14 protein-coding genes are annotated in these 14174 nt (G+C 71.3%); 2 read left to right on the forward strand and 12 right to left on the reverse strand.

What is annotated here, in order from left to right; translation table 11 throughout:
• Positions 1–4: 4 nt before the first annotated feature.
• The 8 genes from AB9M23_RS01020 to AB9M23_RS01055 all read right to left on the reverse strand — a co-directional run bounded on the left by AB9M23_RS01020 (position 5) and on the right by AB9M23_RS01055 (position 8196).
• Entirely contained in the window at positions 5–2968 is a 2964-nt protein-coding gene (locus AB9M23_RS01020) for a formate dehydrogenase subunit alpha (RefSeq protein ID WP_372421760.1), read from the reverse strand.
• A gap of 13 nt (positions 2969–2981) precedes the next feature.
• Complete coding sequence (locus AB9M23_RS01025) at positions 2982–3200, reverse strand: twin-arginine translocation signal domain-containing protein (RefSeq protein ID WP_372421762.1); 219 nt, start codon at positions 3198–3200, stop codon at positions 2982–2984.
• Positions 3201–3247: 47 nt separating this feature from the next.
• Positions 3248–4033, reverse strand: coding sequence for a Cro/CI family transcriptional regulator (locus tag AB9M23_RS01030; protein WP_372421764.1), 786 nt, complete (start codon positions 4031–4033; stop codon positions 3248–3250).
• Between the two features lie 109 nt (positions 4034–4142).
• Positions 4143–4853 carry a DUF3306 domain-containing protein gene (locus AB9M23_RS01035; RefSeq protein WP_372421766.1) on the reverse strand — a complete coding sequence of 237 codons (711 nt, stop codon included), beginning with the start codon at positions 4851–4853 and terminating at the stop codon, positions 4143–4145.
• Positions 4850–5362: a DUF3305 domain-containing protein gene (locus tag AB9M23_RS01040; protein ID WP_372421767.1), complete on the reverse strand. Its 513-nt coding sequence runs from the start codon at positions 5360–5362 to the stop codon at positions 4850–4852. The genes AB9M23_RS01035 and AB9M23_RS01040 overlap by 4 nt, the downstream gene beginning before the upstream one ends.
• 517 nt (positions 5363–5879) lie before the next feature.
• Positions 5880–6878 (reverse strand): DUF6352 family protein, encoded by a 999-nt coding sequence (locus tag AB9M23_RS01045; protein WP_372421768.1) that lies wholly within the window; start codon positions 6876–6878, stop codon positions 5880–5882.
• Positions 6875–7438, reverse strand: a complete 564-nt coding sequence (locus AB9M23_RS01050; protein WP_372421770.1) for a DUF6505 family protein — start codon at positions 7436–7438, stop codon at positions 6875–6877. The genes AB9M23_RS01045 and AB9M23_RS01050 overlap by 4 nt, the downstream gene beginning before the upstream one ends.
• Entirely contained in the window at positions 7435–8196 is a 762-nt protein-coding gene (locus AB9M23_RS01055; RefSeq protein ID WP_372421771.1) for a biotin/lipoate--protein ligase family protein, read from the reverse strand. The genes AB9M23_RS01050 and AB9M23_RS01055 overlap by 4 nt, the downstream gene beginning before the upstream one ends.
• A gap of 160 nt (positions 8197–8356) precedes the next feature.
• Between AB9M23_RS01055 and AB9M23_RS01060 the strand changes: the two genes are divergently transcribed.
• The gene (locus AB9M23_RS01060) at positions 8357–10339 is read left to right on the forward strand and encodes a 4Fe-4S binding protein (RefSeq protein WP_372421773.1); all 1983 of its coding nucleotides are present in this window, start codon (positions 8357–8359) and stop codon (positions 10337–10339) included.
• 21 nt (positions 10340–10360) lie between these two features.
• Here the strand turns inward: AB9M23_RS01060 and AB9M23_RS22565 are convergent, their stop codons facing one another.
• A complete protein-coding gene (locus tag AB9M23_RS22565; protein ID WP_443726241.1) occupies positions 10361–10447 on the reverse strand; it encodes a small membrane protein YohP in 87 nt (28 codons plus the stop codon).
• A gap of 249 nt (positions 10448–10696) precedes the next feature.
• On the opposite strand from AB9M23_RS22565, the gene AB9M23_RS01065 reads away from it, so the two are divergent.
• Positions 10697–11203 (forward strand): MarR family winged helix-turn-helix transcriptional regulator, encoded by a 507-nt coding sequence (locus AB9M23_RS01065; RefSeq protein ID WP_372421774.1) that lies wholly within the window; start codon positions 10697–10699, stop codon positions 11201–11203.
• 24 nt (positions 11204–11227) lie between these two features.
• Here the strand turns inward: AB9M23_RS01065 and AB9M23_RS01070 are convergent, their stop codons facing one another.
• The 3 genes from AB9M23_RS01070 to AB9M23_RS01080 all read right to left on the reverse strand — a co-directional run bounded on the left by AB9M23_RS01070 (position 11228) and on the right by AB9M23_RS01080 (position 14136).
• The gene (locus tag AB9M23_RS01070) at positions 11228–12487 is read right to left on the reverse strand and encodes a TRAP transporter large permease (protein WP_372421776.1); all 1260 of its coding nucleotides are present in this window, start codon (positions 12485–12487) and stop codon (positions 11228–11230) included.
• 9 nt (positions 12488–12496) lie between these two features.
• A complete protein-coding gene (locus tag AB9M23_RS01075) occupies positions 12497–13078 on the reverse strand; it encodes a TRAP transporter small permease (RefSeq protein WP_372421778.1) in 582 nt (193 codons plus the stop codon).
• A 68-nt stretch (positions 13079–13146) separates the two neighbouring features.
• Entirely contained in the window at positions 13147–14136 is a 990-nt protein-coding gene (locus tag AB9M23_RS01080) for a TRAP transporter substrate-binding protein (protein ID WP_372421779.1), read from the reverse strand.
• Between the last annotated feature and the right edge of the window lie 38 nt (positions 14137–14174).

A 14174-nucleotide genomic window follows, 5' to 3' on the forward strand; every position in this document is an offset into this window, starting at 1 on the left:
TCGTTCACGCGGCCGCGATCTGGCACAGGGTGACCTTGGTCTCCTGCATGCCGGTCACGGGGTCGTAGCCGTAGGTGGTCACGGTGTTGACGGACTCGCCGAGCACGATCGGGTCCGTGCCCTGCGGGTACTTGGAGCGCTGGTCGACGCCCTGGAACCAGCCGGCGAAGTGGAACGGCATGAAGGCCACGCCGCGGCCCACGCGCTCGGTGACGAGCGCCTTGACCCGCGTCCTCGAGCCGCCCTCCGGGCCGGTGACCCACACGAGCTGCCCCTCGCCGATGCCCCGCTCCGCCGCGTCCGCCGGGTTGATCTCGACGAACATGTCCTGCTGGAGCTCGGCGAGCCAGGGGTTGGAGCGCGTCTCCTCGCCGCCGCCCTCGTACTCGACCAGACGGCCGGAGGTGAGGATGATCGGGAAGTCGCGGGCGATGCTCTTCTCGATCGCCGTCTTCTGCACGGTGTGGCCGATGTTCGGCACGCGCTGCTGGCGGAAGTCGTCACGGGTCGGGTACTGCGCCACGAGGTCGGGGCGCGCGGTGTAGATCGGCTCGCGATGGACCGGCACCGGGTCGGGCAGGTTCCAGGCCATGGCCCGGGCCTTGCCGTTGCCGAAGGGGATCGCGCCGCGCTCGAGGCAGACTCGCTGGATGCCGCCCGAGAGGTCGGTCGACCAGGAGACCGCATCGGCGTTCTCGCCGCCCTGGCGCTCGATGCGTGCGCGTTCCGCGGGCGTGAGGTCGCCGTCCCAGCCCAGCGTCTTGAGGACGCCGTAGGTGAACTCGGGATGCCCGTCCGTCAGCTCCGAGCCGACCGGCGCCGAGCCCTCGGCCAGCAGCGTCACGCCCTCGCGCTCCACGCCGAAGCGGGCGCGGAAGGCGCCGCCGCCGTCCTTCACGTGCAGGTTCGTGTTGTAGAGGATGTGCGTGCCGGGATGGCGGATCTCCGGCGTGCCCCAGCACGGCCAGGGCAGGCCGTAATAGTCGCCGCCGACGTCCGCCACGTCGCGCGGCGCGCGCAGGGTGACGAGATCGAAGGCGCCCTGGTTGGCCATGTGCGCCTTGAGACGCTCCGGGGACTGGCCGCAATAGCCGGTCGACCAGCCGCCGCGGTTGATCTCGGAGAGGACGCTCTCGGGCTGCGGCTCGGGGCCGAACTTGCCCTCCACCATCTCGATGTTCTTGAACATCCGGTCGGCGAAGCCGAGCTTCTTGGCGAGCTCGTAGATCACCCAGTAGTCGTTCGCCGATTCGAAGATCGGCTCGACCACCTTCTCGCCCCACTGGATCGAGCGGTTCGAGGCCGTGCGCGAGCCCGAGCACTCGAACTGGGTGCAGATCGGCAGGAGGTAGGTGTTCTCGGTCCGCTCGCCGAGCACCGCGAAGGTGGTCGGGTGCGGGTCGGCGACGACGAGGAGGTCGAGGCGCTTCAAGCCCTCGGCGACCTCCGGCATGCGGGTGACGGTGTTGCCGCCGTGGCCGAACACCATCATCGCCTTGACGTTGTCGCGCTGGTCGACCTCGTCGGGGTTCATCATCACCGCGTCGAACCAGCGGGTGGTGGTGATCCCGGGGGTCTCCATGTTGGCCTTGCGGTCGCGCGCGTCGCGGCCACCCTTGGCGGGGACCTCGTCGAAGCGCGCCTGCAGCCAGTCGTACTCGACCTCCCAGACCCGCGCCCAGTGCCGCCAGCCGCCCTCGCCGAGGCCGTAGTAGAGCGGCAGCGAGGTGACGTCGAGGCCCAGATCCGTCGCGCCCTGCACGTTGCAGTGGCCGCGGAAGATGTTGGCGCCCGTACCTTCCGAGCCGACGTTGCCGGTGGCGAGCAGCAGGTTGCAGTAGGCGCGCACGTTGGCGGTGCCGACCGTCTTCTGCGTGGCGCCCATGCACCAGATCAGCGTCGAGGGCTTCTGCGTCGCGAACAGCTCGGCGACGCGCTTCAATTGCTCGCCGGGCACGCCGGAGACGCGCTCGACCTCCTCGGGTGTCCAACGGGCGACTTCCTTGCGCACCTCGTCCATGCCGTAGACGCGCTTGGCGATGAAGTCCTCGTCCTCCCAGCCGTTCTCGAAGATGTGCCACATCATGCCCCAGATCACCGGGATGTCGGTGCCGGGACGGATGCGGACGTACTCGGTGGCGTGGGCGGCGGTGCGCGTGAAGCGCGGATCGATGACGATCATGTTCGCCTGGTTCAGCTCCTTGCCCGAGAGCACGTGCTGGAGCGAGACCGGATGCGCCTCCGCGGGGTTCCCGCCCATGATGATCATGGTCTTGGAATTGCGGATGTCGTTGTAGGAGTTCGTCTGGGCGCCGTAGCCCCAGGTGTTGGCGACGCCCGCGACCGTGGTCGAGTGGCAGATGCGCGCCTGGTGGTCGACCGAGTTCGTGCCCCAGAAGGCGGCGAGCTTGCGGTAGAGATACGCGCCCTCGTTGGAGAACTTCGCCGAGCCGAGCCAGAACACCGAATCGGCGCCGGACTGCTCGCGGATGGTGCCGAGCTTGGCGGAGATCTCGGTGAGCGCCTCGTCCCAGGTGGTGCGGACCCACTGCCCGCCGACCATCTTCATCGGGTACTTGAGGCGGCGGTCGCCGTGGACCAGCTCGCGGACGGACGCGCCCTTGGCGCAGTGCGTGCCGCGGTTGATCGGGCTCTCCCAGGCCGGCTCCTGGCCGACCCAGACGCCGTTCTGGACCTCCGCGATCACCGTGCAGCCCACCGAGCAGTGGGTGCAGATGTTCTTCCTGGTCTCGATGGCGACGCCCTCGACCATCGGGCCGGCCTCGGCCTTGCGCACCGCGCCGAGCGAGAGCGAGCCCGCGGCGGCCAGCCCGCCGACGGCGAGGCCGGAGCGGCGCAGGAAGGTGCGGCGATCGATCGCCTGATTGACGAGCCCCGCGACGATGGCGGGATGGCGGGCGCGGCGGCCCTCGCCGGACGTGGCGTGTGTCTTGCGCTTGACGAGCATCGAACCCGCCTCCTCAGTAGCGGTTGGTGCGGTAGAAGGCCTGGACGTGCGCCGTTTCCTGGTAGCGCGCCTTGATCTTCTCGTCGGCCGTCTCCGACGCCTCCGCTTCGCCTACGGCGAGCGGCGACACGACGACGGCGGCAGCCACGCTGCCGGCTCCGCCGACGGCTCTCAGGAAGCCGCGCCGATCGAGCGCCTCGGGGGCGCCCTCGTCCTTGGGGGCCTTGCGCATACCCTCTCCTCCACCTTGGACCCGTCGGGGCGGGTCCGTTCGACAGGTCAGTCCCCGATTTCGAAGGCTTCCGCCTCGATCTCGAGGAAGGTCCGGCCCACCACGCCGACGGCCCTGTACAGCCGCGACGAGGGGGCGATCTCCAGATCCGCGAAGAAGCGCGGGGCCCACGGCTTCAGGTGCCGCTCGAAGAAGCCGCGCTCGGCGCCGTCCTGCGCGTCGAAGCGACGCCCGGCGAGGCCGGCCATCACGTCGCAGAGGATGGCGATGTGGTCCTCCGGGTCCTTCAGCCCACCCTCGCGCTCGAGCCCGAGCGACTCGAGGTCGGCGCGCACCGCGGCGAGCGGCCGCTCGTGCAGGAACCCCGTGAGGTAGAACGAAGCGTAGGGCAGCAGCTCCCCGCGCCCGAGCCCTATGAAGAGATCGAAGTACTCCCGGCTCGCCGCCTCCGGCCCGATCCGCGACGCCGCGTCGGCGAGCGCGAGATGCGCCATGCCGAGCGGGCTCGAATCGCCCCGTAGGCCGCGCAGCGCCTCCAGCGTCTCGGCGGTGGGGGCCTTCCCGAGCAGGTGAGCGATGAGATCGTACTCGCGGGCACGCAGCAGGTCGATCTCGTCGACCGCGCCGTCGGCGTCCGCCTCGCCGCCCTGCGGGTAGAGGTCCGGCCGCAGCCGCGTGCGGGAGACGCCCGTGGCGGTCTCGACCGCGAGCACGCGCTCCGCCGGGATCCGGTTCCAGTTGGAGACGGAGGGCTGGGAGATGCCGAGCGTACGCGCGAGTGCGCCGACGCCGCCGGCGGCACGGATCGCCAGATCGAGCCCTTCGTCCCGCATGCGCTTCCCCGGTCCGTCTTCTGGTCCTGCCGCCTTCTCGGGACGGCCTCATTCGAACGGTTCCATAGTACGTGGCTATGGACGACTGGCAAGCTTCTTTCGAACGACTTCAGACGGGGGCGGCGCCGCCGTGGCGTCGCGGACGCGGGCGCGTGTCCGCGGCGTTCGGACGCGGTCCCGCCGCCACGGTGTCCGCAGCCGGCTCGCGAAACTCATGCGCGGCCGTGCTTTCCGTCGCAGGAGGCGTGTCCCTCGTCGGGATCTCCACGGATTCCTCGTGATTTGTGTCCCTATTGTGTTGCGCATTCTGCGCAGGCGATGTTGGCGTCTCACCCATGCCGGCATCCGCCTGCGCGCCCGCTTCCGGCGCCGGGCTCGCCTCGGCGAGCTCCGTCTCGCGCTTGCCGAAGAGCCGATCCGCCACCGCCCTGGCGTCGAATCCCGGCCCGAGCGGACCGTCGCCCGGGACGCCGCCGGGGACGTTCCAGTCGTAGGCGTACTCGCGGGCGGGATCGAGGTAGTCCCGGATCGCGGGGTTGGTCGCCCAGGCGCGGCGCAGCGCGGCGTTCTTCAGGGCGGCGGGGACGCCCTTGCGCAGGAAGCCCGTGATGTCGGTGGTCGTGTCGATGGTCTCGATCGGCGGAAGCGCGGCGAGTTCCTCCTCCGGGAGGAGCGGCTCCGGCTCCGGCTCGGGCGCGGGCTCCGGCGCCGGGGCGGGGAGGGCGCTCGCCGCCGATGCGGGCGGCGCCTCGGGCGCTTCCTCGCGAAGCTCCTCCCTCTTCCGACGCGACCAGCGCGAGAGGAAGCCTTCCCCGCTCATCGCCCGTCCTCCTCGTCGGGATCGAGGCCGAGCACCCGCGGCGGGCGGCGGGCGAGCGCGTTCGGGTCGGCGGGCCTGCGCTTGCGCTTGTAGAACTCCCGCTCGACGTGGAACGCGGCCACGAAGGCCGCGACCAGAGCCTCGACCTCGGCGGGCATCGGCAGCGCCTCCAGGACGAGCGCCTCGTCGCCGGCGAGCGCCTCCCCCTCGTAGGGATCGACGCTGACCGCGGCGACCCCGAGTCGCTCGCCGTCGCGCCGCAGCGCCACCCACACCGACGGGCGGCCCGAGCCGAGATTGTCGCGATAGTGCGCCGTTTCGCCGGGATGCAGGTCGAGCGAGGCCGGCCCGACGTACCAGGTCTCCTGTGTCCCCTCCGCGGCGAGCCGCGTCCAGGGCGCGGTCTCCGGCGCGGCGGGCAGCACGGCGGACGGCGCCCAGGACACGGGGGCCCAGCGATTGCCCGTCTCGCGGCGGCGCGCGACGATACCGAGGGTGAGGTGGGTCATGGGGCCGTCGCTCCGCCGTGTGATTCCGGGTTCCAGTGGAGCGTCGGTGCATCCATGCGAGCACCGTAAGGGGCAAGGCCAGCATTCCCTGATGCAGTCCGCCGACGGTCTCCCCTCACCTCGTGGCTAGTCGATGCACACGTTTGCGGGACGTCACGGCGAACATCGGACCCCGCGACGCAGATACAGGCCTTCTCCTTCCCTGTAGGGGAAGGTGGCGCCGGCGCAGCCGGTGACGGATGGGGCGCGGCGCGAAGCGACGCGTTCCGCGACGCGGAAGCCCCGGTTTCCGCTGCCGCCGTCGCACTTCGGCTTCGCCGAACGCGCGTCCCGCGCGCCCCATCCGTCTCGTCGCCTTCGGCGCCGATCCACCTTCCCCTACAGGGAAGGACAGGGTCGCCGACATCCTTCGGCCGTCTTCCCGGCACAGGTCGTCCAGAGCCGAGACCGGTGCAGGAGATGCGTGAATCGGCGAGCCACGAGGGAGAGGGGAGAGCCTGCATCGGCGCCGCGTCCATCATCCCCTCCCCACCAGCGGCAGGCCCGTCACCAGGTTCTGCGGCTTCACGCGCACCACCTTGTCCTCGTTCATGGCGAGGATGAGCCAGATCGGCGCGCCCGCCGCACGGGGCGCGACCGGCGCGTCCCCGCCGAGATCGAGGCGCAGCAGGCACAGGATCCGCGCGTGGTCGTCGTATCCCACCGGCTCGCCGCGCCAGAGGCGGTTGCCGATGGCGGTCGCCTCCGCGTCGAGGCCCACGAACCAGCGCCAGGAGGGGTCCTCGATGCGCTCGACGGGCGTCACCGTGCAGGACACGCCGTGCATGTGCGACACGAAGGCCTCGATCGCCCGGGCGAGACCGTCGCGGGCCTTGGGCGCGGAGCCGAGGGGGAGCGCCATCGTGTGGGCGTCCGAGCGGCTCCAGTAGGTCCAGGAATTGCCGTCGTCGAGGACGTCGAGCTCGTCCGTGAGCGACTTGCCGAGCATGGAGACCAGCGGCGAGGCGGGCCCCTTCGCTTCGAACTCCTCGATCAGCTCGAGGTCGGCGAGCAGCGTCGAGCCCTCCCGGGTCGAGACCTTCTGCGGGCGAAAGAACAGCTCCGCGGCGCGCAGCGTGTAGGGGTCCCCGCAGCCGTCGAGCGCATTGCGCAGGATCAGGTGCACCATCTGCGACAGGAACAGCGGCGGCACGACGGCGCCCTCCCGCACGATGCGGGCGTAGGCCGCCTCGATCGTGCCGGCCGAAACGAGGCGGTCGCGGAAGCCCGCGAGGAACTCCCAGTTCTCCCGCGCGTCCGGATCGGCGAGCGCCGCGATCTCGGCGGGCGCGATCGACCGACGCGGATCGCGCATGAGGGCGGCGTGGAGCGCTCGCTCGGCGCCGCAGGCCTCCTCCGGCGGCAGGATCTCGGGCCGGGCGAGATAGGCCAGCAGCAGCTCGTCGGTCACCGCGAGCGCACCCTCCGGCGTGCGGCGGGTGAGGTGGTGGCCGCTCGAGACCCAGAACTCCCTCATGGCGCGCGGCCCTTCATCATGTCGACGAGATCGACCCGTTCCTCGGGCGCCTCCTCGTCCTCGCTCTCGACGACGATGAACGCCTTCGCGTGGCTGTGCAGGCGGTCGGCGCCGGGCGCGCCGGCGTCGCGGTGGCGCAGGGTGCGGAACTGCTCGACGAGCCGGCCGTCCCGGATCGTCCGATGGAGCGCGATCAGCGTACCCTCCGCGTGCTCCGCGCAGAGCGAGGCGGCGTAGGCGATCTCCTCGGCCGCCGCGGCGCGGGCGTGGTCCATCGTCGGTGCCGAGAAGCGGGCGGCGATCTGCATCGCCAGCGCCTCGGTCGCCGCGTCGCGCTCCTCGGCGGTCGCCGGCGAGACCACGACGAGCGTCGAGAAGCCGAGCGCCTCGACGTCGGCGAAGCCGGCGCGGAAGGCGGCGCGCTCCTTGCCCGTCATCGTCTCGGGGTCGGCGTCGAGGAAGAGGAAGGAGCCGGTCACCGCGAAGCGCCCCGGCTCCGCCGGCGTGGCGAAGACGAAGGTGTCGGACGGATCGAGCCGGATTGTGCGCGGGAGCTTCACGGGCGCGGCCCCCTCAGTCGAGGTCCCTTGCGGCTCGGATCGTACCAGGCGCAGGCCGCGAGGCCCGGCAGCAGCGCGCGGCGCTCGGCGCCCGTCACGCCGTGACGGTGGACGAGCAGATCGCCGTTTCCGTCGATTCCGCGCCGCTCGCCGGCCTTCTCCTTCTTCAGCCGCGCCAGATACGGGTCGGCCACCCTGCGGAAGCCGCGGTTCGTCCAGGCGTCGACGTGGAGCATGAGATGGCGTGCGAAGCTGCCCATCAGGGAGTGCGGATCCGCGAAGCCCTCTTCCTCGAGGGAGGTCGAATCGGGGGCGAGCCCGGCCTCGCCGACCATCAGCCGCGCGGCGATGAGCTGGGCGCCGAAGACGAGCCAGGCGGGCTCCTCGGCCTCGGCGCACCCGTCCGGCCAGGCGAGCCGGCCGCCGCCGATCAGCGCCCCGTCGTAGAGGATCGTGCCGGGCCAGACGAACTCCACCGCCTTCTCCGGCGGGCAATGCGCCGCGATGGCGTCCGCCAGCGCGGCCATGCCGGCGAAGAAGGCGCGCCGCGCCGAGGCGAGGGGCTCCTCGGGCTCGAGCACGACGGCGAACTCGACGAGATCGTAGCGCCCGACATGCACGAAGGTGCCGGCGCCGGCCTCGGCGGCGATCGCGCGGGCATGGGCGAAGGCGTCGCCGGATTCGCGCAGGCGCACGGGGGTGAACAGGGGGGGAAGGTCGAGCCCGGGGGCGGCTGCGACCACGTGGGGCGACGGCACGCTGCGTTTCCTCGTCTGGGCGGCTTTCCAAGCGCCCTTCCTTGGGTCTATTCCAATATAAACCGGTTCACGGCAAGAGCATCACCCAACGCTCGCGAAGGTCCGCCGCGTCATGTCACAGCCCGATCGCATCGTCTTCGCCTGTTCCTGCGAGCGGAGCATGCCGCTCGATACCGAGGCCCTGGCGAAAGGCTGCGGCGGGCGGCTCGAGACGGCGACGCAGCTCTGCCGGGCCGAGATCGGCCGCCTCGAGGCCGCCTTCGCGAGCGGCGCGCCGGTGACGATCGGCTGCACCCAGGAGGAGGGCGCCTTCGCCGATGCGGCGGACGCCGCGGGCGACGTCGCGCCCTACGCGCTCGCCAACGTCCGCGAGACCGGCGGCTGGTCGTCCGACGCCGCGGCGGCGGGGCCTAAGATGGCGGCGCTCCTCGCCATGGCGAGCGTGCCGGTGTCCGACGCCGCCCTCGTCACGCTGGAGAGCGAGGGCGTCGCCCTGGTGCTCGGCCGCGACGAGGTCGCGATCGAGGCGGCCCGGCGCCTGGCCGACCACCTCGACGTCACCGTGCTGCTCGACCGCCCCGTCGCGATCGTGCCCCCGCGCAAGGCGGACTTTCCCGTCCTGAAGGGGCGCGTTCGCAACGCCTCCGGCCATCTCGGTGCCTTCGAGCTGACGATCGACGACTACGCCGCCCCCTCGCCGGCCTCGCGTGCGCGCCTCGACTTCGGCCCCGCCCGCGACGGCGCGACGTCCGCCTGCGACGTCGTGATCGACCTCACCGGCGGGACCCCTCTCTTCCCCGCCCACGACCTGCGCCCCGGCTACCTTCGCGCCGACCCGCGCGACCCGGTCGCCGTCGAGCGGGTGCTGTTCGAGGCGGCGAACCTCGTCGGCACCTTCGACAAGCCGCGCTACGTGAACTTCGACGCGGGCCTGTGCGCGCATTCCCGCTCGAAGATCGTCGGCTGCACGCGCTGCCTCGACCTGTGCCCCACGGGCGCCATCTCGCCCGCCGGCGATCACGTCGCGATCGACCCGGCCGTGTGCGCCGGCTGCGGGCAGTGCGCCGCCGCCTGTCCGACGGGCGCGGCCTCCTACGCGCTCCCGGCCGTCGGCGATCTCGTGGCGCGGCTGCGGGTGATGATGCGCGCCTTCCGCGAGGCGGGCGGGCGCGACGCGGTGGTGCTCTTCCACGACGCGGAGCACGGCGAGCCGCTCGTCGACGCGCTCGCGCGCTTCGGCGACGGGCTGCCGGCGAGCGTGATCCCCGTCGCCGTCAACGAGATCGGGCAGGTCGGCCCGGAGACGCTGGCCGCGCTCTTCGCCTACGGCGCGGCGGGCGCGCTGTTCCTGGCACGGGAGAAGCCCAAGCACCCGCTCGACGGCCTCGCGCGCACGGTGGAGACGGTGAACACCATCCTGACGGCGCTGGGCTTCGGCGAGAACCCGGTCGCCGTGATCGAGACCGACGATCCCGATGCGCTCGGCGCGGCCGCGCATGCGGCGGCGCGGGCGCGGGAAGGGGCGGGTGCGGCGGTGCCGGCCGCCTTCCTCGCCCAGCCGAAGAAGCGCCAATTGCTCGAGATCGCCTTCCGCGAACTCCACCGCGTCGCGCCGACCCCGGTGCCGGTGGTGCCGCTCGCGGCGGGCGCGCCCTTCGGAGGGATCGTGGTCGACGTCGAGGGCTGCACCTTGTGCCTCTCGTGCGTCTCCGCCTGCCCGGCGGACGCGCTCTCCGACAATTCCGAGCGCCCGATGCTGCGCTTCACCGAGAGCCTGTGCGTGCAGTGCGGCCTGTGCGCCGCCACCTGCCCGGAGGGCGTCATCACGCTCGAGCCCCGTCTCGACTTCGCCGCCTGGGACGCGCCCAGGCGCGTGATCAAGGAGGAGGAGCCCTTCTGTTGCGTGGAATGCGGCAAGGCCTTCGGCACGCGCTCCACGATCGAGCGCGTGATGGAGAAGCTCGGCGGGCGCCACTGGATGTTCGCCGGCGCGGACGGCGAGCGCCGCCTGCGCGTCCTGCAGATGTGCGAGGACTGCCGCGTCCAGGCGGTGGTGAACGAGAGCTTCGACCCGCACGCGACCGAGCGTCCCCGTCCACGCACGAGCGAGGACTACATCCGCGAGCGTGGAAAGCTCTCCTGACCGAGATGGAAGACCCCGGGATCAGAAGATCAGGGCGAGGAGGCCGATCACGACGAGAAGGCCGATCAGGAAGACGATTCCGATCGTGCCGCCGATGAACTTCAGCATGACGTGCTCCCCAGGGGTGTGGACATGCGCCGGGCTCCGCGAGGCGACGGGCTCCGCGAGGCGACCGTTTCGGGTGGTTCGCGGTCGGGAACGTCGAGGCGGGCGGGTCCGTTCCGCGGGGCCGTCCGCTCGGGCGCTCGTCGCCGGCGCGACGGGGCCCGTGAGTTTTCCTTGCGCCGCCGGGCGTGTATTGCGGGTGAGCCCGCGTGCCGCGCGGGCGGTCCGATCGAGCCTCTGGAAGGGATGGGGATGGCGACGCGCGCGAGGAAGACGCCGGCCGGCGCGGATGCGCCGCCCGCGCCGACGGTGGAGGCGCCCGACGCCGCCGCCAAGCCGGTGCGCAAGCGCGCTTACGTGCTCGACGCGCAGATCGGCTTTCTCATCCGCAAGGCCCACCAGCGCCACCTGAGCATCTTCGCCGCGCACATGCCCGAGAGCCTCACGGCGCAGCAATTCGCGGTGATGGCGAAGCTCAACGAGGTCGGCCCCGCCTCGCAGAACTCGCTGGGGCGCCAGACGGCGATGGACAATTCCACGATCAACGGCGTCGTCGTGCGGCTCGTCGAGCGCGGCCTCGTCGAGAAGGTGCCCGCGCCCGAGGATCGCCGCATGCACCTCGTCCAGCTCACCGCGGAGGGTCGGCGCACGATCGGCCGTGTGCTGCCGATGGCGAGCGAGATCACCCGCATGACGCTGGCGCCGTTGTCGCGGACGGAGCAGGCGACGCTGGTGCGCCTGCTCAAGCGGCTGGGCTAGCCGTATCGGATCGGTGGGGCGCCATCACAGCAGCGCCAGCGACAGCCACGGAAACAACGCGAGCAGCACGAGCGCCACGCAGCTCACGAGGAAGAACGGGATCGTCACGGCGAAGACGCGCATGGCGCTCACGCCCGAGACGCTCGCCGCGACGTAGAGCCCGATGCCGACGGGGGGCGAGAGCAGGCCGAGGATGAGGTTGACCGAGACGAAGACGCCGAAATGCAGCGGATCGATGCCGTAGACGCCGGTCGCGATCGGCAGGAGGATCGGGACGACCATGATCAGCCCGGGAATGCCGTCGATCACGGTGCCGACGAGCAAGAGCGCGACGAGCACCAGCAGCATGAAGGCGGTGGGCGTCGTCGCGATCTGTTGGATGTACGCGGCCGCCGTCTGCGGCACCTGGCCGAAGACGAGCACCCAGGAGAACACGCCCGCCGCGGCGACGAGGAAGAGCACGAGCGCGGTGTTGAGCCCCGTGCGCACCAGGATCTTCGGGAAGTCGGCGAAGCGCAGCTTGCGCGTGTAGACGAGGCCGATCAGCGTCGCCAGTACCGCGCCGATGGCGGCGCTCTCCGTGGGCGAGGCGACGCCGCCGACGATGGTGCCGACGATGACGCCGGGGATCGCGAGCATCGGCAGCGCCTCGAGCACCGCCCGCAGCCGCGCGCTCCAGGGCAGCGTCTCGCCGCGCGGATAGGCGTACTTGCGGCCCAGGAACGCGATCGTCCCGAGAAAGAGGCCCGACAGCATCAGGCCGGGGATGATGCCCGCCACCAGCATGTCGCGCACGGCGACCTGCGCCAGGACCGCGTAGACCACGAAGACGATGGAGGGCGGGATGATCGGCCCGAGCAGGCCGCCGAAGGCGGTGATGCCGACCGCGAGGCCCTTGTCGTAGCCCGCCTTCTCCATTTCCGGGACCATCACCTGGCTCATCATGGCGATCTGCGCCGTGGCGGAGCCGAGGATCGAGGCGACCAGCATGTTGGCCAGCAGGTTGACGTAGGCGAGCCCGCCCTTCACCGCGCCGATGAAGGCGGCGGCGAGGCGCACGAGCCGGGTCGTGATGCCCGCGGCATTCATGATCTCGCCGATCAGGATGAAGAGCGGGATGGCGAGCAGCCCGAAATTGTCGAGACTCTGGAACAGCTGCAGCGGGTAGGAGTCGAGCAGGACGGCGTTCCCCGAGCCGTAGATGAAGGCCACCGCCGACCAGCACAGGACGAGGCCGATCGGCACGCCGAGGACGAGGAGGACGAGGAAGACGCCAGCGGTCATGGGGGTCTTTCAGCCTTCGCCGACGATCGCGTCGTCGCCGCCGACGAGCGGCTCGACGAGGCCGAGCTCCTCGAGCAGGTTCGTCGCGGCATGGACGGTCGCGGTGAGCGCGAACCAGGGGACGACGAGGAAGAACGCGGCCTTGCGCAGGCCGAGCACCGGCGTCACCTCGGTGTAGATGAAATTGAAGCTCGCACCCTCGAAGGCGCGGACGTCGAAGCCCACGGCCGCGAGGCGCGGCAGGTCGAACCAGCGCCAGCAGGTCCAGAACAGGAAGAGGCCGAAGGCGAAGGCGACGATCGCGACGACGATGCGCAGAACGCGCGCGATCCCCGGCGAGACCACCTCCTGGAGGAGGTTCACCGACGGATCGCTGCGCGCCCGCAGCATCAGCGAGGCGCCGACGAAGCCGGTCATGATCATCATGTAGACGGCGATCTCGTCGGCCCAGGCGAGGATGACGCCGCCCAGGCGCAGGGCCACGTTCGCGGAGACGAGGAGCGCCATGCCCGCGACGAGGCAGATCAGGAACAGCCTGTCGATGCGCGCCAGGAGATCGGACAGGCGGCGCACGGCGGTCGCGATCGGCACGGGGGCGCTCCTCCTCGGCAGCGAGGCGATCGCCCGCCGCCAGGCGGGCGATCGGGCTACATCGGGGCTCAGAGCCCGGCGGCGAACTCGCGCAGGGTCGCGACGTAGGGCGTCTGCTCCGCCCACATCGCGTCCCACCGCGCGACGACGTCGCCGAAGAACTCCGGCCCGACGTCCTCGACGATGGTCAGGCCGTCGACCTCCTTCAGGCGCGCGAGCTTGCCGTCCTCCTCGGCGACGAAGCGATCGATGATCGCGTCGCAATGCGTCTGCACCGCCTCGCGCACGATCGCCTGATCGTCGGCCGGGAGGCCGGCCCAGACGCGGCCGGAGACGAGGGCCACCATGCCGAACATGTGGTGGTTCGTCACCATCATGTTCGGGGCGTGCTCGTAGTAGCGGAAGTTGATGATCGACTCGAAATCCATGTCGATCGCGTCGATCTGGCCGTTGGCGAGCGCGTCGTAGACCTGGGTGAGCGGCATCGGCGCGGGCGCGGCGCCGAGCATCTCGAAGAAGGTGCGGATCGCGGGCGCGGGCGTGATGCGGAAGCGCTTGCCGGAGAGGTCTCCCACGTCCTCGATCGGCTCGCGCGTCATCAGCTGGCGCATGCCGGTCATGGCGAAGCAGGGTCCGACGGTGCCGGTGGCGGCGGGAAGCTTCTCCAGCATCTCCTCGGCGGGCGCGCTGCGCAGGATCGCGGCCGCGCCCGCGATGTCGTCGACGAGGAAGGGCGCGTGCAGGGCGGCGATGTCCGGCACGCGGGTCGTCACCTCCGCCGTCGTCAGGAAGGCCATGTCGAGCGCGCCGGTCTGGAGCTGCTGGAGCATGGTCGATTCGTTGCCGAGCTGCCCGGAGGGAAAGACGACGACGGAGAAGCGTCCGTCCGAGAGCTCGGAGAGCGTCTCGCTCATGGCGGCGGCTTCCTGGTTCCAGACGTGCGCCGGCGGGGTGATCATGCCGATGCGGAATTCGCGGGTCTCCTGCGCCTGCGCGCCGCCGGCGAGGCCGACGGTCGCGAGGACGACGGCGAGCGCCGTGCTGGTGAGATGCTTCATGGTCTTTGGCTCCCGTTCTCGTCTCGATCCCGCATTCT

The organism is Salinarimonas chemoclinalis, assembly GCF_041514305.1.
GTDB classification, from domain to species: Bacteria; Pseudomonadota; Alphaproteobacteria; order Rhizobiales; family Beijerinckiaceae; genus Salinarimonas; species Salinarimonas chemoclinalis.